This window comes from Glaciihabitans sp. INWT7, from assembly GCF_014217685.1.
Classification (GTDB): domain Bacteria; phylum Actinomycetota; class Actinomycetes; order Actinomycetales; family Microbacteriaceae; genus Lacisediminihabitans.
Genome location: NZ_CP043653.1, coordinates 2008234 through 2026759 on the forward strand (window position 1 = coordinate 2008234; position 18526 = coordinate 2026759).

Below are 18526 nucleotides of genomic sequence, written 5' to 3' on the forward strand. Positions count from 1 at the left end.
CGGAACTCGCTATCCGACACGCTCTCGATGGGGATCGATCCTTGGGCGGATCGAAGCCGATTCAGCGCGGCCCGGTGTTGTGTTCGGCAACCCTCAGGTTTCGTCACACAGTGCCCGGTAAGCATTCTTTGGCGTCATATCGAGCGCGGCTCGCATGACTTCTCCAAATTATCGCATGCCTTGCCAGTTACGCCGCATTTGGCTCATGCAATAATCCTCAGGGTGACCACGACCCCACCGGCGACTCCCTCCCGTCGTGGCACTCTTCTCCTCACGGCGACCGGCGCCGCGGGGGTTCTCGTCTCCTTCGCAAGCACGGCGATCGCCTTCGTGGGCATCGAGTCGGCGAGCGGTATCCCCAAGCTCCTCGGCGCCGACAACGAGCTCGGCTACCCGTCATCGGCCTTCTCGATGGCCCTCTTCGTCATCGCGCTCACGGTCGGCGCCGCGCGGCTCGCCGGTGCCAGCATCTCGGCAGGCTGGTGGCGCGCCCTCGGCACGATATTCGCCGTCGGAGTGCTCTTCCAGGCCTGGGCCCTGTATCTCGCGGTCGTGCCACAGCTCACCGTTTCGTGGCTTCTCGCCGCGCAGCTCGTGCTCATGGCCCTCGTCTTCGCGCTGTCCGTGCCACACTTTCGCCGGGACGGGCGACCCCTCGAACTCGGGATGTTCCTGGCCGTGGCATCCGTCGCCGGGTTCTTCGCGGCGTTCCGCCTCACCGTCGACAAGGTCGGCACCTTCACCACACCGGATGTCGCGCCGTCGTGCAACGTGAGCGTCCTCGTGCAGTGCGGCAAGAATCTCTCCTCGTGGCAGGGCTCCCTGTTCGGCTTTCCCAACCCGCTCATCGGCGTGGGCGGGTGGATGGCCATGTTCATGATCGCCGTGCTCATCATCAGCGGCGCCACCTTCGCGCGCTGGTTCTGGATCGCGCTCAATGTGGGCATCACCCTCGCCCTCGTCTTCGTGATCTTCCTGATCACGGAGAGCATCTTCGTGCTCGGAACTCTCTGCCCGTGGTGCATGGCCACCTGGTCGGTGGTGATCCCCTCGTTCTGGCTGATCACTTTCTTCAACCTGAAGTCCGGACACATTCCCGTATCGGCACGCCTGCGCGATCTCGGCGCGGCAGCCTACGGATACGTGCCCCTCATCACCCTCGTGAGCTATGTGGCGGTCGCCGCGATCGCGCAGGTTCAGCTCGACGTCATCCATCGCCTCTGAACTCCGCCGGTGAACACTCAGCCTCCACCATGATCCGTCCCAGCTTCACCCCGTAATTTCTGCCCAGATTTTCGTCCATCTCACAGAACGTTGGTAACCGACACATGGCTGCTTCCGGCACCGCAAACTCCCCGCAGGGCAAGAAGGATCGACGGGAGGCCGCCCGCGAGACTGCCCGCATCGAACGCGAGGCCGAGAATAAGCGCCAGCGTCGCAACAAGATCCTGCTGCAGGGCGGGATCGGTGTCGCGATCCTCGCTGTCATCGCCATAGTGGTGGCGATCGTCGTGCAGCCCGCCGCACCGGGGGCTCCCGGCCCGAAGAACATGGCGAGCAGCGGAATCCTCTTCACCGGCAATGGCGGTGTGGCAACGCCCACGACCACCGCAGCGGCCGCAGCAGACGGCAAGCCGAAAGCGACGAAGACCGACACCTCCGACGGGCTCGCCCACATCGTCACCTACGTGGACTGGGCCTGCCCGGCCTGCAAATCCTTCGAAGCCACCTACGCGGCACAGATCCAGCAGCTCGTCGCGAGCGGATCGGCCACCCTCGAGGTGCATCCCGTCTCGATTCTCGACCGCAACTACCTCACGAGCCGTTATGCGAGCCGCGCCGCTAATGCGGCCGCCTGCATCGCCAATTACGACCCGGCGAAGTTCCTCGACGCCCAGACCGTCTTCTACGACAAGCAGCCCACCGAGGGCACCTCTGGCCTCACCGACAAAGAGATCAAGGCGCTCGTGGCAGAGGGCGGAATCACCGATCCCGCGGTGAACAGCTGCATCGACAGCGAGAAGTTCAAGTCGTGGGTGAGCAAGTCCACGCAGGTCACCACGAGCACGGCGTCGCTCGTGAACCCCGCGGCCGGTGGGTTCTCCACCCCGACGGTTCTCGTCAACGGAAAGCGCTGGGATGGCACCGGAGACTTCATCTCCTTCGCCGCGAGCGCCGCCGGAATCACCCCGTCACCCAGCTCGACCCCCACGCCCTAGGCGCCGGGCAGACTCGGGGCACGACTCCGCACGCTCCGGATGCCCGGAACCGTGCGAGGTCGTGCCTCGCGGGTCGACGAAGGCTCGGTCGAACCGGTCAGTCGAACCGCCCGGTCGAACCGGTCAGTCGAACCGCCCGGACGAACCGGTCAGACGAACCGCTTAGTCGAACCAGAGGGCGAGCTCGCGCTCGGCGGATTCTGACGAGTCCGACCCGTGCACGAGGTTCTGCTGCACACGGAGCCCCCAGTCGCGTCCGAGATCCCCGCGGATCGTGCCGGGAGCCGCGGTGGTGGGATCGGTCGTGCCGGCGAGGGATCGGAAGCCTTCGATCACCCGCTCGCCGGTGACTCGCAGCGCGACGATCGCGCCACTCTCCATGAACTCGATGAGAGGTTCATAGAAGGGCTTTCCGACATGCTCCTCGTAGTGCTTGGCCAGGAGTTCGCGGCTCGCCTGAACGAGCTTGATGTCGACGAGCTGGTAGCCCTTCGCTTCGATACGGCGCAGGATCTCGCCGGTGAGGTTGCGGGATACGCCGTCCGGCTTGACCAGGACGAGGGTTTCTTCGGTGCTCATGGGGGCTCCTAATTGTTGGGGGTGGACGGGTTGTCGAGCAGATAGGCGGCCTTGCCGCGGTCGAGACGACGACCGGTGACGAAGCAGTAGATCCAGATCGCCGCGAAGATCGCTCCGATGAAATACATCAGCGGCAACAGGATGCCGAGGGCGATCAGCACGACTTGGAGTGCCCAGCCCAGCCAGACGCCGGGCGGTCGCCCGGCGAGCCTGCCTGCGACGATCAGCAGTACGACGAGCAACGCTCCCCCGCCGAACACTGCCGGGGTGGGAAGCACCTGGAGGCCGAAGGCCACCATCACCACGAAGAAGACCAGCACGGCCTCGAGGAGGAGCGCGATGGAGAGCAGCGATTCGCTTGCGGAACGCTCTCGCCGCACCCGCGTGCGAGGCGCGCGGGCGCCATCCGCCCCCGTCATCGTTTCCAACCCTCATCCGCGGCGAGCACCAGGGCGTCGCCGATGAGAGTGATCGACCCGGTGATGACGACACCGCGGCGCGGGGCCTTTTCTGCCCAGGCCCGGGCGGCCGCAATCGCTTCGCCCGGGGAGTCGTAGTCGTCCACGGAGGTCTCGGGGGCCACCTCGCGCACGATCTCCGCCAGGTCATCGACGGGCACAGCCCGCTCGGAGCTCGAGGCCGTCACGAGGATGACCTCGGCCACCGGCGCGAGAGCCGCCACTATCGAGCGCGCGTCCTTGTCGTCGAGCACGCCGAGCACGATGGCCACCTCATCGAAGGTGAAGTAGGTGCCGAGTGCCGCCGCGAGAGACTGAGCTCCATCGGGGTTGTGTGCGGCATCGATGATCACGGTCGGCTCGATGCCGATGACCTGCAGGCGTCCGGGCGAAGACGCGGTCGCGATGCCTTCGGTGAGCACATCCCCCACCAGGGTCTGCTGCCCTCCCCCGAGGAAGGACTCGACCGCCGCGATCGCGACGGCGGCGTTCTGGGCCTGGTGATCCCCGAACAGCGGAAGGAAGAGGTCGTCGTAGGTGCCGGCGAGCCCGCGCACCGAGATGACCTGGCCACCGACCGCGACGGTGTTCGAAAGCAGTTCGAAGGCGGTGCCCTGCACGGCGAGGCTCGCCTCCATCAGCTCGCTCGCCCGCTCGAGTTCGGCGAGGGCCGTCTCCGGCTGGGTCGCCGTCACTACCGCTGCCGCGGGCTTGATGATGCCGGCTTTGGTGGCCGCGATAAGCGCGACGGTGTTGCCGAGGCGGGCGGTGTGGTCGAGCGAGATCGGGGTGAAGACCGCCACCTGGCCGTCGCCCACATTCGTGGAATCCCACTCGCCGCCGAGTCCGACCTCGATCACTGCGACATCCACCGGGGCGTCTGCGAAGCTCGCGTAGGCGAGCGCGGTGAAGGCCTCGAAGAACGCCAACGGAGCGTCGCCTGCGGCACGGAGCTCGGCATCCACCATGTCGAGGTATGGCTTGATGTCGCGGTAGTTGGCCACGAACGCCTCGTTGGTGATCGGCTCGCCGTCGATGAGGATGCGCTCGTTCACCCGAACGAGATGCGGGCTCGAGAAGAGACCGGTGCGCAGGCCGTACGCGCGCAGGATGCTCTCGATGATGCGGCTCGTGGAGGTCTTGCCGTTCGTTCCGGTGATGTGGATGATCGGGTACGAGCGCTGCGGATCGCCGAGAAGTTCGACCACGCGCCGCGTCGCGGCCAGGCGCGGCTGCGGGTGCCCCTCGCCGATGCGCGCGAGCAGCTCCTGATAGACGGCGTCGGCATCCTTCTGAAAGAGCGCGTCGTCTCCCAGTTCTGGATCTTCGGAAAGAGGGTTCTTAGACATCGGTTGCTGCTCCATGGATCGTTACTTCGACAAGCACGTCGCCACTGTTCGCATACTGCCCGGCCCTGATGAGGGAACGGAACGCCCCGGCGTGACCGTGCTGGGCAGCGTACGCCTCCACGCTCCCGTCGGTCTCGACGGCATCGATCGCCAGGGCGAGGGTCTCCTCGGCGATGGTGGCTTCGAAGGGTTCGACGCCGGCTCGCTCTGACGAGGACTCGAAGTAGAGGGTGAGGTCGATGCGGTCGCTGACCTGGAACCCGGCCGCCTTCCGCGTGTCCTGCACTCCGCGGATGAGGTCACGCGCGAGCCCCTCGGCCTCGAGCTCCCAGGTGGTCACCGTGTCGAGCAGCACGAAGCCGCCGCCGGGCAGGAAGGTGATCGCCTGCGCGTCATCCGCCGCCTGCAACTGCAGGTCGAACTCGGTGGGGAGCAACTCGATGCCGCCGACGATCACGTTGTCGCCGCTCGGAGCCCAGTCTCCGGCCTTGGCAGCCTGGATCACCTGCTGCACCTGCTTGCCGATGCGGGGTCCGGCCGCGCGGGAGTTGACCGTGAGCTTGCGCTGGATGCCGAACTCGCCGAGGCTCTCCTCCCCGAGTTCTCGCACCACCACGGCCTTCACGTTGAGCTCGTCGCGGAGGATGTCGGCGAAGGCCCGCAGGTCTGCCGAGTTCTCGGCGACGACAGTGAGCTCCGCGAGGGGAAGCCGCACACGCAGCCCGGTGGCCTTGCGCAGGCCGAGCCCGGAGGACGCTATCTCGCGGACGCGGTCCATCGTGGCGACGAGAGCGTCGTCCTCGGGGAACGAGGCGGCATCCGGCCAGTCGGTGAGATGCACGCTGCGGCCGCCCGTGAGTCCCTTCCAGATCTTCTCGCTGACGAGCGGAAGCAACGGTGCCGCCAGTCGCGTGAGGGTCTCGAGCACGGTGTAGAGCGTGTCGAAGGCTTCGGTGCTCTCGCCACTCCAGAAGCGCCCACGGCTGCGCCGCACGTACCAGTTGGTGAGCACGTCGCCGAAGTCGCGCAGAGAGTTCGCGGCGAGCGGGCTGTCGAGGTTGTCGAGATGGGCAGTGACATCCCCGATCACCTGCCGGGTCTTGGCGAGGAGGTACCGGTCCAGCACGTCGGTCGAGTCGGTGCGGAGCGTGGCCGTGTGGCCCGCGGCGTTGGCGTACAGCGTGAAGAAGTAGTAGCTGTTCCAGAGGGGCAGCATCAGCTGGCGCACTCCCTCACGGATGCCCTCCTCTGTGACCACGAGGTTGCCACCGCGGATCACCGAAGACGACATGAGGTACCAGCGCATGGCATCCGCGCCGTCCCGATCGAAGACCTCGGAGACATCCGGATAGTTGCGCAGCGACTTGGACATCTTCTGCCCGTCGCTGCCGAGCACGATGCCGTGGCTGATCACGTTGCGGAAAGCCGGCCGGTCGAAGAGAGCCGTCGACAGCACGTGGAGCATGTAGAACCAGCCGCGGGTCTGGCCGATGTACTCGACGATGAAGTCCGCGGGGTTGTGCTGCTCGAAGAACTCGGCGTTCTCGAAGGGGTAGTGCACCTGAGCGAACGGCATGGAACCGGAATCGAACCAGACGTCGAGCACGTCTTCGATGCGTCGCATCGTCGACTTGCCGGTGGGGTCGTCGGGGTTCGGCCGGGTGAGGTCGTCGATGAACGGGCGGTGCAGGTCGGTGGGACGCACGCCGAAGTCCGCCTCGAGCTCGTCGAGCGATCCATACACGTCGACGCGCGGATACTCCGGGTCGTCGCTCTTCCAGATCGGGATCGGCGATCCCCAGTAGCGGTTGCGCGAGATGGACCAGTCCCGGGCGTTCGACAGCCACTTGCCGAACTGGCCGTCCTTCACGTTGTCGGGCACCCAGTTGATCTGGTCGTTGAGCTCCACCATGCGGTCGCGGAACTTCGTGACACTCACGAACCAGCTCGACACCGCCTTGTAGATGAGCGGATTCTTACAGCGCCAGCAGTGCGGATAGCTGTGTTCATAGCTCGCCACGCGCAGCAGGCGGCCGTCGGCGCGCAGCTTCTGCACGAGCGGCTTGTTGGCGTCGAAGACTTGCAGGCCCGCCACATCCGAGATCTGGGACAGGAATTTGCCGCCATCGTCGACGGAGATGATCACGGGGATGTCGGCCGCAGCACAGGTGATCTGGTCGTCTTCGCCGTAGGCGGGCGCCTGGTGCACGATGCCGGTGCCCTCACCGGTGGCGACGTAATCGGCCACGAGGATCTGCCAGGCGTTGCCGGTGCCCCAGGTCTCGACATCCGCGTAGTAGTCCCAGAGGCGCGCGTAGGTGACCCCGTCGAGCTCAGACCCGAGCAGTGTTCGCCCGATGGCTTCGACGGCGGCCTCGGGCGAGCCGTAGCCGAGGTCCTTCGCATAGGCGGCGACGGTGTCGGCCGCGAGCAGGAACTCCGCAACGCCCTCGGCGGAACCGTCGGATGCCCCGAGTGGACCGCTCGGCACGATCGCATAGGAGATGGCGGGACCCACGGCGAGCGCGAGGTTGGTGGGTAGCGTCCACGGGGTCGTCGTCCAGGCGAGCGCCTTCACGCCGGTGAGTCCGAGGGACTCCGCCTTCGCGCCGTCGAGCGGGAACGTCACGGTGACGGACTGGTCCTGCCGCATGCGGTAGACGTCGTCATCCATGCGCAACTCGTGGTTCGAGAGCGGCGTCTCATCGTGCCAGCAGTACGGCAGCACGCGGAATCCCTCGTATGCCAGACCCTTGTCGTAGAGCTTCTTGAATGCCCAGATGACCGACTCCATGTAGGTGATGTCGAGGGTCTTGTAGTCGTTCTCGAAGTCGACCCAACGGGCCTGGCGGGTGACGTAGTCCTCCCACTCGCGGGTGTATTCGAGCACCGATTCCCGAGCCTTCTCGTTGAAGGTCGCGATGCCCATCTCTTCGATCTGGTGCTTCTCGGTGATGCCGAGCTGCCGCATCGCCTCGAGCTCGGCGGGAAGGCCGTGGGTGTCCCAACCGAACCGACGGTGCACGAGCTTGCCGCGCATGGTCTGGTAGCGCGGGAAGAGGTCCTTGGCGTAGCCGGTGAGCAGATGGCCGTAGTGCGGCAGGCCGTTGGCGAAGGGCGGACCGTCGTAGAAGACCCACTCGGAGCATCCCTCGCGCTGGTCGATGGAGGCCTGGAAGGTGTCGTCCTTCTTCCAGAAGGCGAGGATGCCGTTCTCGATCGCCGGGAAGTCCGGGGATGCAGTCAGGCCGGCGTCGCCAGCGTCCGGGCCGTCGCTCAGGGGGTAGGTCATGTCTCTCCAGGTCGCACGTTCAACTGGACGAGGACGCGATCCCGATCGGTTCGGATCACGCGGTACCACCCCGCTTGCCTCCCTCTGCAGGGCGACCGCTTGTTCGTTGGCGATGACGGGCCAGACCCGTTCGGTTCTACCCGGATGCCACCCGTGGGCGGCCGCCGCTCTTCCGAAGACTCCCCGGTGATTGCCGGATCGGTGTCGTTGCAGACAATTCTACGTGAGGTGACAGACTGAATCGGTGACAGATGCCGTTCCCCCCGCAGCCGCCGGCGGATCGCTCACCGTCGTGATCGCGCTCGGCGCCAACCTGCTGGTCGCTATCGCGAAGACCATCGCCTCGGTGATCACGGGATCCGCCTCCATGGTCGCCGAGACGGCGCACTCTTGGGCGGACTTCGGCAACGAGATCTTCCTGCTCATCGCGGATCGACGCTCGGTAAGACAGCGCGACGATCGGCATCCGCTCGGCTTCGGTCGCGAGGCCTACGTTTGGTCGATGTTCGCGGCCTTCGGCATCTTCACCGCCGGGGCCGTCGTCTCGATCTGGCACGGCATCCAGGAGCTCATGATGCCGGAGGATGCCACGGACTTCGGCATCGCGTACATCGTGCTCGCCGTCGCGTTCGTACTCGAAGGGATCTCGTTCACCCAGGCTTTCCGTCAGGCGAGGGCCGGCGGTAAGCGTCGCGGCATCAGCACGGGGTCCTACGCTCTCACCAGCTCGAATGCCACGCTTCGGGCCGTCTTCGCCGAGGATGCCGCGGCACTCATCGGACTCGTACTCGCGTTCCTCGGCATCCTCTTGCATCAGGTCACGGGACTCGCGGCATTCGACGCGATCGGCTCGATTCTGGTCGGGGTGCTTCTCGGCGGCGTCGCGATCGTGCTGATCGACCGCAACCGTCGATTCCTCATCGGTGAGAATCCCGATGACGGGCTTCGCAACGATGTGCTCGGCGGACTGCTCGAGCGACCGGAGATAGAGCGGGTGACCTACCTGCACCTCGAATACGTGGGACCGGGCAAGGTGTTCCTCGTGGCGTCGGTGGACATCGTCGGCGACGACACCGAGACACATGTGGCCTATTCGCTTCGCCGCATCGAAGAGTCCCTGCGCCAGAACGACCACATCGAAGAGGCCCTGCTCTCGCTGTCGACCCCGGACGAGCCGTCGCTCCTCCCGCTGGTCGAGTAGCGCCGTCCACGGCGCGTATCGAGACCCGCCGACCGCGCTGCCCTGCCGGTCGCGGAGCGACCTACTCCACCAGTGGAGACTTCCTCGGCGGCTTTCTACTCAGCGCGTTGAGATCACCGAATCGTCCTTCGATGAGCGCAATTCGCTTCGCTCTCCCCCAGTTCTGCACCTGCTTTTCACGCTCGAAGGCTTCGTCGATACGAACGAACTCTTGCGCGAATACCATTCGCACCGGGCGACGCCGCTTGGTGTATTCGGCGCCCTCGCCAGCGATGTGTTGAGCGAGTCTTCTTTGGAGGTCAATTGTGCTGCCGACGTAGAAAGACTTGTCGACGCATTCGAGAATGTACATGAGGGGCATGCCGCAGAGTGTGCTGCGCGGGGTCATAGGTGCGCTGGAGTCATCCACAGCGGTCTCGATACGGTCGCTGTGCGACCTACTCGACCACCCCAGGATCGCTGTGCGACCGCCTCGACCACCAAGAGGGAGGCTCAGTCTTCGACGGTGTGGGTCTGCTGCGGGTAGCTGTCATCGCTCCGCGCATCCTCGACCGCGAGCTCTCGCGTGCGACTGACCCTGAAAATGTACAGCGCGTCCAGGAGGCCGGCCGTGTTACTGAGCAGCAGCGCGACGAACCAGGGTTTGCTGTCATCCTTCGCGGCGTGCCACAGCGAGGCGCCCTTCCAGGCGAGGGTCCAGGCCGCGAGCAACGAAATGAGCGCGAGCTGTGCGGGCTCTGGGCGTTTGTAGTCCATCCAATTTCCCATGGCAACAAGTTTGCGCTTTTGCGCCGGGCGCCGACAGGGTCGAATGTCCTGATTCTGCGACGGTGACCAAACCAGGATTGCGGTCACGACGGTTTTGTGGGCCGGTCTCGATACGCTCGCTGGCGCTCGCTACTCGACCAACGACAGGAGCACGCGGTCTCGATACGCTCGCTGGCGCTCGCTACTCGACCAACGACACGGTGAGGCCGACCGAGACGATTTCGAAGGCCTCCGACATGTAATCGGCGAGGGGACAGCGGCCGATGCCGTCCCGTGCCCAGACCGTCCAGGCTGCCGAGATGGCGCCCGAGAGCGCGTTCGCGGCGCTCAGCACCAACAGGTCATCCGGGGCTCGTCGCAGCTGACGAGCAAGGAACCCGGCGATGAGGTCGGAGCGTCGGGCGAGCCGGGCGAGACCGGATACCCGGGTCTCCTCGGCCGTGCCCATCACATCGTCTTGGGTCAGCGCAAGGGGTACCCGGTCCACTCCGATCTCGGAGACCACGCGCAGTGTCGCCGCCCGCATCTCGGCGAGCGCGGGGCGACCCTCCGGCACCGCCTGCAGCTCGATCGCGAGGCGGTCGATCGCGGCATCCAGCTCGACCCAGAGCACATCGCTCTTGGCGCCGAAGTAGTTGAAGAAGGTATTGCGGCTCACCCCTGCGCGCTGCGTGATCTGTTCGATCGTGGTGAGCGCGTAGGTGTTCTCGAGAAAGAGTTCGGCTGCGGCATCCTCGATGACGGCGCGGGATGATGTGCGCGGGCGTCCGACGGCGTTCGGTGTGCCAGGGACCATCTGTTCCTCCGCTGGGGCGTAATATTGTGCTGAGTCCAATAATAGAACCGAAAGAGTCTCCGTTTTGAAACGTGTCGCCGCCCCCGTCATCTCCATTCTCGCAGTCGCGCTCATCGCGAGCGGCTGCAGCGCCGCGCCTGCGCCGACAAGTACGAAACCGGTCTCCGGCGGCACTCTCGTCTATGCCTCCGGCGATGCCGAGCCGGATTGTCTAGATCCGCACGTGGGGGGCAACTATCCGCAGGCGCTCGTGGCCACCCAATACCTCGAATCCCTCGTCTCCAAGAACACCGCGGGCGAAATCATCCCGTGGCTCGCAACCACGTGGTCCGAGTCTGCCGACGGACTGAGTTGGGACTTCACCCTCAAGAAGAACGTGAAGTTCACCGACGGTACCGCCCTCACCCCCGAGGCGATCGCGGCGAATGTGGCGCACGTCCAAAACCCGGCCACTGGATCATCCACCGGCTACCTCGCCCTGCAGAAGGTGACCGCGGTGACCGCGGTGTCGGCGGATGTCGCCCGCTTCACCCTCTCGACCCCGGACAGCGCGCTGCTCGACTCGCTCTCCCAGCCCTGGCTCGCAATCGAGTCCGCCACCGCGCTGAAACGCAGCCAGGCCGTCAACTGCGAGTCCCCGGTGGGCACCGGACCGTTCGTCGTGAAGAAGTGGACGCACCAGCAGTCGATCAGCCTCGTGCGCAACGACGACTACACCTCTCCCCCGGCGGATGCCGCCCACACCGGCCGCGCCTACCTGAAGGCGATCGACTGGCGCTTCCTGCCCGACTCCGCCTCGCGCTACGCCGCGCTGCAGGCCGGCACGGTCGATGTGATCGACAATGTGCAACCGGACACCCTCGTGGCCGCGAAGAAGAGCAATGACCTCGTCGCCATCGACGCACCCCGGCCCGGGGCATCCAATCGCATCGAATTGAACTCGAGCATCGCGCCGTTCGACGACGTGAAGGTGCGCGAGGCCTTCATCCGGTCCGCCAACGTGAACGACGCGGTCACGAGCCTCTTCTTCGGCACCGCGAAGCGCTCGTACTCTCCGTTGTCGAGCGTAGAGAAGGCCGGATACTCCGATCCCTCGCTCTTCGACTACGACCAGAAGGCCGCAGCCCAGCTCCTGGATGCGGCGGGCTGGTCCACCAAGAACGCCGACGGGTACCGCACCAAAGACGGCGCCGTGCTCGAACTCTCCTTTCCGGTGAGCACCAACCAGTCGATCCCCGCCGAGCAGTCGCTGTTCGAGCAGCTACAGGCCACTTCGAAGCAGGCCGGGTTCAAGGTGGACCTCAAGCCCCTCGATCTCTCCAGCTGGTACGGCGCCCTCGGCAAGAACCAGTACAACCTGGTGAGCGCCCCTTATACGAAGGTGGGGCCGGATGTCTTGCGCATCCTGTTCGACTCCGCCGGCACCATCCCCGCGCCGAGCGGCTACTTCGCCAACCACTCCCAGGTGAAGGACCCGGCGCTCGACGCGCTTCTCGAGAAGGCCGCCGTCTCCTCCGATGCCGCCGAACGGCTGTCGCTGTACAAGCAGGCGCAGCAGATCGTGCTGAAGGGCTTCTACATCCTGCCCCTCTACGACCAGCAGAATCACTACCTGCACCGCTCTCTCGTGAAGGGCCTGCGGGCGATGCCGACGGTATCGACCCCCACGATGTACGACTCGTGGCTCTCCCGGTAGCGGCTCTACCGGGGACCGGGAGGCACAGGCACTGGGCTCCCTGGGCTGTGCTGCGGGCCGGTGGTGTGGCCTTCGTGCTCTGGGCGGTGGCCACGGTCACCTTCTTCGCGATCCGGCTGATCCCGGGGGACCCCGCCGAGGCGATCCTCGGCGGGCCCGGTACTCAGGCGAGCGCGGCGGCGCTCGCCAAGGCACGGGCCGACTACGGTCTCGACCAGCCGCTCTTCGTGCAATACCTGCAATATCTCGGTCGGCTGCTTCGCGGCGATCTGGGCACGTCTTACGCGCTCAAACGCCCGGTCATCGCTGTCGTCGGCGAGAACCTCGGCGGCACTCTTCTGCTGGCGGTGGTGTCGCTGATCATCGCAGCGGTGATCGCGCTCGCGCTCGCGGCCTGGTCGGCCCAGGGCGGGCGGGTGGCATCCGCCGTGAGCTGGGTGCTCGAGGTCGTCGCCGCTGCGGTGCCGCACTTCTGGCTGGCGATCAGCCTGATCCTGCTGTTCTCCACGACTCTCGGCTGGCTGCCCCCGGTGAGTGTGCCCGGCCCGCTCGGACTCGTGCTTCCCGTTCTCACCCTCGCCCTGCCGCTCTCCGGATTTCTCGCGCAGGTGATGCGCGAATCGATCCTCGACGCGATTGCCTCGCCTTTCGTGCTCGCCGCCCGGGCCCGGGGCGAGGGGCCGAGCGGGGTGTTCTGGCGGCATGCGCTGCGTCACGCGGCGATTCCCGCCATCGGACTGGCCGGCTGGGCCTTCGGTTCCCTCATCAGCGGGGCTGTCGTCGTCGAGACAATCTTCGCGCGGCCCGGACTCGGACGCAGCCTGCTCTCGGCGGTGCAGCAGAGGGACGTGCCTCTCGTGCTCGGCGTCGTGCTCGTCGTCGCCCTCGGCTACATGCTTGTCACGACGCTGACAGATCTCGCCGACCGCGTTGTCGATCCTCGGTTGCGTGGTCGATGAGACGCATCCTGCCGTGGATCGGAGTCGGGGCGCTCCTCTTCCTGCTGCTCGCGGCCCTCGTGCCCGGCCTGCTTGCGCCGGCCGATCCGCTGGCCATCCATCCCACCCAGAGCTTTCGAGCCCCCTCCTTCGGCCACCTCTTCGGCACCGATGAATCCGGCAGGGACATCTATACGCGCATCATCCACGGCACCGGAGCCTCCCTGCTGATCGGCATCTCCGCCACGGCAATCGGCGTGGGTCTTGCGCTCGTCTTCGGGCTGCTCGCCGGGCTCGGTCCGCGCTGGCTCGACTTCGGCACCACCCGCTTTCTCGAGGTGCTCTTCGCCTTCCCCGGGCTGCTTCTCGCGCTGCTCTTCATCGTCGTGTACGGACCCGGCGTCGTCACGTCGACCATCGCCGTGGGGCTCGCCACCGCGCCGGGCTACGCCCGCATCATCCGCAGTCGCGTGCTCGTTGTGCGCCGCGCGCCCTACCTCGAATCGGCGACGGTGCTCGGGCGCGGCTGGTGGTTCCGTCTCCGGCAGCACCTGGTCCCCAACGTGGCAGGATCGCTCTTCGTGCTGGTCACCCTCGGCATCGGCCAGTCCATCGTCTGGGCCTCGTCGCTCAGCTATCTCGGGCTCGGTGCGGTGCCGCCCGCGGCCGAGTGGGGCGCGATGCTCTCGGCTGGTCGCACCTACCTCGCCTCCTCCTGGTGGATGACGTTCTTTCCGGGTCTGTTCATCCTGATCAGCGCGGTGGCGACGACCCTGGTCGGGCGCGGGCTGCAGGAACGGAGCCGGCAATCGTGACTCCACTGGTGAGCGTGCGCGACCTCTCCGTCAGTTTCGGTGCTCCCGTCGTCTCGGGCGTCTCGTTCGACATCGAACCGGGGCAGTGTGTCGCCATCGTCGGCGAATCCGGATCGGGCAAGAGCGTCACTGCGCGGGCGCTGCTCGGCCTCACCGGCGGCGCGGTCACAGCATCGACGCTGCGCTTCGACACGACCGACATCGCGGATGCCTCCCGCCGCCAGCTGCAGCGCCTCCGCGGGCGGCACATCGGCTTCATCTCGCAGGGGGCACTGGTGGCCCTCGATCCGTTGCGGCCGGTAGGGCGGGAGATCGCAGACCCGCTTCGCCTGCACACCTCGCTCTCCCCCGCCGAGCGCCAGGCACGAATGCTCGAACTGCTCGCACAGGTGGGCATGCCGAATCCCGCGCTGCGCGCGTCCCAGCGTGCGGATGAGCTCTCCGGAGGGCTTCGTCAACGAGCTGTCATCGCCTCGGCGATAGCTCTGCAACCACGACTCATCATCGCCGATGAACCGACGACCGCGCTCGACACCACAGTGCAGGCCGGCATCCTCGAACTGCTCGAGCGGCTTCGGCAGGAGGGAGCCGCCGTGCTGCTGATCAGCCACGACCTGGCTGTGGTGAGCCGGCTGGCCTCCCAGGTGCTCGTGATGAGCGAGGGACGCGTGGTCGAGAGCGGCCCGACCCATTCGGTGCTCTCTGCACCGCAGCATCCGTACACCCGAAGGCTGATAGCGGCCGTGCCCGCCGGACGGCCTCGTTTCTCCCGGCTCACGGAAGAGCCACCGGCACTCGAAACGCCGGTGGAACCCGCCATCGTGCTCGCCGCACAGGGACTCTCCCGGCGATTCGACACCCTGCAGGCCGTCGACGGCGTCAGCTTCTCCCTCCGGCGTGGGCGCACCCTCGGAATCGTCGGCGAATCCGGCTCGGGTAAGACCACCCTCGCCCGCTTGGTGCTCGCCCTCGAGCCGCCGGATGCCGGGCAGGTCTCCCTGCTCGGCGAGCCGTGGAGCGGCGTGCCGGAGTCTGCGCGACGAGCTCGGCGTCCGCGCATCGGCGCTATCTACCAGGACGCCGTCAGTTCGTTCGATCCGCGCTGGACGGTCGGGCGCATCCTCGCGGATGCACTCGGCGACAAGGAAGGTGTGCCGGCCTTGCTTGAGTCGGTCGGGCTCTCCGCGGCGCTGGCCGCCCGCCGCCCTCGGCATCTCTCCGGCGGACAGCAGCAGCGCGTCGCGATCGCGCGCGCCATCGCGCCGCGTCCGGACATCCTGATCTGCGACGAGCCGGTGTCGAGTCTCGACGTGTCGGTGCAGGCGCAGGTGCTCGACCTGCTCGACGACCTGCAACGCTCACTCGGGCTCAGCTACCTGTTCATCACGCACGATCTCGGCGTCGTTCGGCACATGAGCGACGATGTGCTGGTCATGCGACACGGTCGGATCGTCGAGGCCGGCGCGACCGAGGCGGTGTTCCGGGCACCGCAGGATGACTACACGAAAGAGCTGCTCGCCTCTGCGCCGCGCCTGCCGACGGCCGACTGACGGGGATCCCACCGGTACCGGGCAGAGATCAGCGTGAAAGACTTGATCGGATGAGCATCGAAATCGCGCCCGCCTGGTGGACCTCAGCCGTCGTCTACCAGATCTACCCGCGCAGCTTCGCGGACTCCACCGGTGACGGCATCGGTGACCTCGGCGGCATCCGGGGCAAGCTCGACTACCTGCAGGAGCTCGGGGTGGATGTCGTGTGGCTCTCCCCCGTCTACCGCTCACCCCAGGCCGACAACGGCTACGACATCAGCGACTACCGGGACATCGACCCGCTCTTCGGCTCTCTCGACGAGTTCGACCTGCTGCTGGCCGAGGCGCACGCCAGAGGCATCAAGATCGTGATGGACCTCGTGGTGAACCACACGAGCGACGAGCACGCGTGGTTCGAGGAGTCCCGCAGCTCACTGGCCAACCCGAAGCGCGACTGGTACGTCTGGCGTGACGGAGTGGACGGCCGCGAGCCCAACCTCTGGCGCAGCATGTTCGGCGGACCGGCCTGGCAGCTCGATGCCGCAACCGGCCAGTACTACCTGCATCTCTTCGCGGTGAAGCAACCCGATCTCAACTGGGAGAACCCCGAGGTGCGCGCCGCCGTCTACGAGATGATGAACTGGTGGCTCGACCGCGGCGTCGACGGCTTCCGCATGGACGTGATCAACCTCATCGCCAAGGTGCAGTCCGACCTCGTGGGCGACAGTCCCGGCTTCGTGATGGGCGATCAGGTGCACGACTACCTGCAGGAGATGAACCGCGAGGTCTTCGCCTCACGGGATGCCGACCTCATCACGGTCGGCGAGACGCCCGGTGCGACGGTGGATGACGCCATCCGGTTCACCAGTTCCGATCGGCTCGAGCTCGACATGGTCTTCCAGTTCGAGCATGTGGGCCTCGACCACGGTCCGCGCACCAAGTTCGACAACGTGCCACTCAATCTCGTGGATCTCAAGCGGTCGCTCGGGCGTTGGCAGTCCGGCCTCGCCGAATCGGGCTGGAACAGCCTCTACTTCGGCAACCACGACCAGCCGCGCTCCGTCTCGCGATTCGGCGATGACGGCGAATTCCGGTTCGAGTCGGCCACTCTGCTCGCCGCCATCCTGCACCTGCACCGCGGCACGCCCTACGTCTACCAGGGCGACGAGATCGGCATGACGAACGCCGGTTTCACCACCATCGAGCAGTACCAGGACATCGAATCGGTCAACTACTACGACGAAGAGATCGCCGCCGGGGCATCCGCCGCGGACATCGTGGAGTCGCTCGCCTTCCGCAGCCGTGACAATGCGCGCACCCCGGTGCAGTGGGATGCCTCGCCGGGGGCGGGTTTCACCACCGGCACGCCGTGGCTCGCGATCACTCCGAACCACAGCACTATCAACGTCGCGGCGGATCGGGCCGCCGGCTCCCGATCGATCTTCGAGTTCTACCGACGACTCATCGCGCTGCGGCACGAGTCATCGGTCGTGGCGCTCGGCGACTTCGAGATGCTCGAGCCGGAGCATCCGACGCTGTACGCGTTCACTCGGTCGCTGGGCGCGGAGTCGCTCCTTGTCGTGGGCAACTTCTCTTCCGGCACGCTCGAACGTCCGCTGTCTGCCGAAGGCGACCTGGTGATCGGCAACTACCCCCACGGTGAGGATGCCTCTGGGGTTTTGCGGCCGTGGGAGGTGCGGGTGATTCGGCGGCAGTGAGCCGCTCGAGCACTTCGACGGTTATGAGGATGCCGGTCGCGACGACCGGTTGTTCACGGCCCGCCAGCGCACGGGCCTCGCTGCCCGAGACTGCGGATGCTGCTTGCCGGGTTGCGATCGGCCGCCGTACTGGTGCGAGGCGCACCACATCGTGCTCTGGCAGTGTCATCGTGGACGGATGAACCTCGCGGACGAAGCAAATTGGAAATGCGTCCATTTGAGCCGAGTGGACCTACCCCATGTGGCGGTGAAACCAAGGCAGCCCGAACTCCTCAATTTCAGCTAGAACTTCTGTTGCGGTCACAACACTCTCCTCGTCTGCACGGACGTCCCACCACGTGTCCTCGTGCCCAGCGATCGGCCCAATTCGGTCGTGCGGAACCGCCTCACCGTAATCGACCCCCGCGGACGGACGCTTACCCAAGTAAGGATGCTCTTCAACTTCGCGCGCCCAGACATCCCGCGCTACTGCGGTCAGGTTGACGGTGAATCGTATGGCTTGGCGGTTGCTGTAAGCGGACTTCTGGAAACCCAGCAGTGCCCAATGGCTCGCTGACGCGAGCTCGTACCTTCCGCCGCTGCCCTTGAAACCAAGTTCCCGAAGTCGAGGCGAGATGGTCGTATCCACCATGAGCTTGTAGCGCTCCTGGGCAGTTACATGGCATTCAAATGGAGGCTTGATCGGTACGTTGTTCCGAAGTCGCCATTTCATAAAAGTCTCATACGCTGACATTGGGTCAGTCTGCCAGTTCGTAGCCATGGCGCAGCGTAGCTACGAGTTGCGCTCAGCCGACAGGACGCTGTCATGCCACCGCGGGGGATTTATGCACTGATCGGCTGGGTAAGGGCGAATTGACAAACGACCTAGCGGACGGAGTTCTCCCGTGTCGGTTCCACCACATGCTCATCCACAACCACGGCTGGCAGATTCTCCGAGATGGTGCCGAGGACTGGCTGAAGCCGCCGTCAGCGACGACCCTTCACGGGTTCTTCGACCGATGCCGCGCAAGAGTCCCGCCCTCGCCGAGCTGAGGTCGAGTCGGATGGCGGTCTGAGTAGCGGCAGGGTGAGCGGCTGGCGGTATGAACCGTCGCTACGGATCGACATGGAGCCCGCCTGTAGAATTGCGGCACTCACACAATCAGGCACCTCTTCATCGACTCGGTGC

At 66.0% G+C, this 18526-nt stretch carries 16 protein-coding genes; 8 read left to right on the top strand and 8 right to left on the bottom strand.

Annotated features, from left to right (window positions below):
- Nucleotides 1-222 precede the first annotated feature (222 nt).
- Both F1C58_RS16980 and F1C58_RS09760 read left to right on the top strand, forming a co-directional pair.
- Nucleotides 223-1224 (top strand): vitamin K epoxide reductase family protein, encoded by a 1002-nt coding sequence (locus F1C58_RS16980; RefSeq protein WP_255461056.1) that lies wholly within the window; start codon nt 223-225, stop codon nt 1222-1224.
- Between the two features lie 104 nt (nt 1225-1328).
- Nucleotides 1329-2219 carry a thioredoxin domain-containing protein gene (locus F1C58_RS09760; protein WP_185200930.1) on the top strand — a complete coding sequence of 297 codons (891 nt, stop codon included), beginning with the start codon at nt 1329-1331 and terminating at the stop codon, nt 2217-2219.
- 162 nt (nt 2220-2381) lie between these two features.
- Here the strand turns inward: F1C58_RS09760 and ndk are convergent, their stop codons facing one another.
- Genes ndk through ileS form a run of 4 tightly spaced genes read right to left on the bottom strand, consistent with a single transcriptional unit; the run spans nt 2382 to nt 7897 of the window.
- Nucleotides 2382-2798, bottom strand: a complete 417-nt coding sequence (gene ndk / locus F1C58_RS09765; RefSeq protein WP_185200931.1) for a nucleoside-diphosphate kinase — start codon at nt 2796-2798, stop codon at nt 2382-2384.
- Between the two features lie 8 nt (nt 2799-2806).
- Complete coding sequence (locus tag F1C58_RS09770) at nt 2807-3217, bottom strand: DUF4233 domain-containing protein (RefSeq protein ID WP_185204094.1); 411 nt, start codon at nt 3215-3217, stop codon at nt 2807-2809.
- Nucleotides 3214-4605 carry a folylpolyglutamate synthase/dihydrofolate synthase family protein gene (locus F1C58_RS09775; protein ID WP_219731961.1) on the bottom strand — a complete coding sequence of 464 codons (1392 nt, stop codon included), beginning with the start codon at nt 4603-4605 and terminating at the stop codon, nt 3214-3216. Before F1C58_RS09775 ends, F1C58_RS09770 begins: the two co-directional genes overlap by 4 nt.
- The gene (ileS, locus tag F1C58_RS09780; RefSeq protein ID WP_185200933.1) at nt 4598-7897 is read right to left on the bottom strand and encodes an isoleucine--tRNA ligase; all 3300 of its coding nucleotides are present in this window, start codon (nt 7895-7897) and stop codon (nt 4598-4600) included. Before ileS ends, F1C58_RS09775 begins: the two co-directional genes overlap by 8 nt.
- A gap of 244 nt (nt 7898-8141) precedes the next feature.
- Between ileS and F1C58_RS09785 the strand changes: the two genes are divergently transcribed.
- The gene (locus tag F1C58_RS09785) at nt 8142-9098 is read left to right on the top strand and encodes a cation diffusion facilitator family transporter (RefSeq protein WP_185200934.1); all 957 of its coding nucleotides are present in this window, start codon (nt 8142-8144) and stop codon (nt 9096-9098) included.
- Nucleotides 9099-9159: 61 nt separating this feature from the next.
- Here F1C58_RS09785 and F1C58_RS09790 read toward each other — a convergent pair whose 3' ends face one another.
- The 3 genes from F1C58_RS09790 to F1C58_RS09800 form a co-directional block, all read right to left on the bottom strand.
- On the bottom strand, nt 9160-9459 hold the full coding sequence (locus F1C58_RS09790; protein WP_185200935.1) for a GIY-YIG nuclease family protein: 300 nt from the start codon (nt 9457-9459) through the stop codon (nt 9160-9162).
- 131 nt (nt 9460-9590) lie between these two features.
- Nucleotides 9591-9854 carry a DUF5652 family protein gene (locus F1C58_RS09795; protein WP_185200936.1) on the bottom strand — a complete coding sequence of 88 codons (264 nt, stop codon included), beginning with the start codon at nt 9852-9854 and terminating at the stop codon, nt 9591-9593.
- Nucleotides 9855-10047: 193 nt separating this feature from the next.
- Nucleotides 10048-10662, bottom strand: a complete 615-nt coding sequence (locus F1C58_RS09800) for a TetR/AcrR family transcriptional regulator (protein WP_185200937.1) — start codon at nt 10660-10662, stop codon at nt 10048-10050.
- A 64-nt stretch (nt 10663-10726) separates the two neighbouring features.
- On the opposite strand from F1C58_RS09800, the gene F1C58_RS09805 reads away from it, so the two are divergent.
- Genes F1C58_RS09805 through F1C58_RS09825 form a run of 5 tightly spaced genes read left to right on the top strand, consistent with a single transcriptional unit; the run spans nt 10727 to nt 17358 of the window.
- The gene (locus F1C58_RS09805) at nt 10727-12358 is read left to right on the top strand and encodes an ABC transporter substrate-binding protein (protein ID WP_185200938.1); all 1632 of its coding nucleotides are present in this window, start codon (nt 10727-10729) and stop codon (nt 12356-12358) included.
- Between the two features lie 47 nt (nt 12359-12405).
- Complete coding sequence (locus F1C58_RS09810) at nt 12406-13317, top strand: ABC transporter permease (RefSeq protein ID WP_255461058.1); 912 nt, start codon at nt 12406-12408, stop codon at nt 13315-13317.
- Nucleotides 13314-14111, top strand: a complete 798-nt coding sequence (locus tag F1C58_RS09815; protein ID WP_185200940.1) for an ABC transporter permease — start codon at nt 13314-13316, stop codon at nt 14109-14111. The genes F1C58_RS09810 and F1C58_RS09815 overlap by 4 nt, the downstream gene beginning before the upstream one ends.
- Nucleotides 14108-15661, top strand: coding sequence for an ABC transporter ATP-binding protein (locus tag F1C58_RS09820; protein WP_185200941.1), 1554 nt, complete (start codon nt 14108-14110; stop codon nt 15659-15661). The genes F1C58_RS09815 and F1C58_RS09820 overlap by 4 nt, the downstream gene beginning before the upstream one ends.
- 50 nt (nt 15662-15711) lie before the next feature.
- Nucleotides 15712-17358: an alpha-glucosidase gene (locus F1C58_RS09825; RefSeq protein ID WP_304599267.1), complete on the top strand. Its 1647-nt coding sequence runs from the start codon at nt 15712-15714 to the stop codon at nt 17356-17358.
- Between the two features lie 232 nt (nt 17359-17590).
- Here the strand turns inward: F1C58_RS09825 and F1C58_RS09830 are convergent, their stop codons facing one another.
- Nucleotides 17591-18091, bottom strand: coding sequence for a DUF4304 domain-containing protein (locus F1C58_RS09830; protein WP_185200942.1), 501 nt, complete (start codon nt 18089-18091; stop codon nt 17591-17593).
- Nucleotides 18092-18526: the final 435 nt, after the last annotated feature.

Excerpts from the sequence above, each read along its gene's own strand:
- ndk (WP_185200931.1), bottom strand. The coding sequence starts at position 2,798 with ATGAGCACCGAAGAAACCCTCGTCCTGGTCAAGCCGGACGGCGTATCC.
- F1C58_RS09770 (WP_185204094.1), bottom strand. The coding sequence starts at position 3,217 with ATGACGGGGGCGGATGGCGCCCGCGCGCCTCGCACGCGGGTGCGGCGA.
- F1C58_RS09800 (WP_185200937.1), bottom strand. The coding sequence starts at position 10,662 with ATGGTCCCTGGCACACCGAACGCCGTCGGACGCCCGCGCACATCATCC.
- F1C58_RS09775 (WP_219731961.1), bottom strand. The coding sequence starts at position 4,605 with ATGTCTAAGAACCCTCTTTCCGAAGATCCAGAACTGGGAGACGACGCG.
- ileS (WP_185200933.1), bottom strand. The coding sequence starts at position 7,897 with ATGACCTACCCCCTGAGCGACGGCCCGGACGCTGGCGACGCCGGCCTG.
- F1C58_RS09815 (WP_185200940.1), top strand. The coding sequence starts at position 13,314 with ATGAGACGCATCCTGCCGTGGATCGGAGTCGGGGCGCTCCTCTTCCTG.
- F1C58_RS09790 (WP_185200935.1), bottom strand. The coding sequence starts at position 9,459 with ATGCCCCTCATGTACATTCTCGAATGCGTCGACAAGTCTTTCTACGTC.
- F1C58_RS09825 (WP_304599267.1), top strand. The coding sequence starts at position 15,712 with ATGAGCATCGAAATCGCGCCCGCCTGGTGGACCTCAGCCGTCGTCTAC.
- F1C58_RS09760 (WP_185200930.1), top strand. The coding sequence starts at position 1,329 with ATGGCTGCTTCCGGCACCGCAAACTCCCCGCAGGGCAAGAAGGATCGA.
- F1C58_RS09830 (WP_185200942.1), bottom strand. The coding sequence starts at position 18,091 with ATGTCAGCGTATGAGACTTTTATGAAATGGCGACTTCGGAACAACGTA.
- F1C58_RS09795 (WP_185200936.1), bottom strand. The coding sequence starts at position 9,854 with ATGGACTACAAACGCCCAGAGCCCGCACAGCTCGCGCTCATTTCGTTG.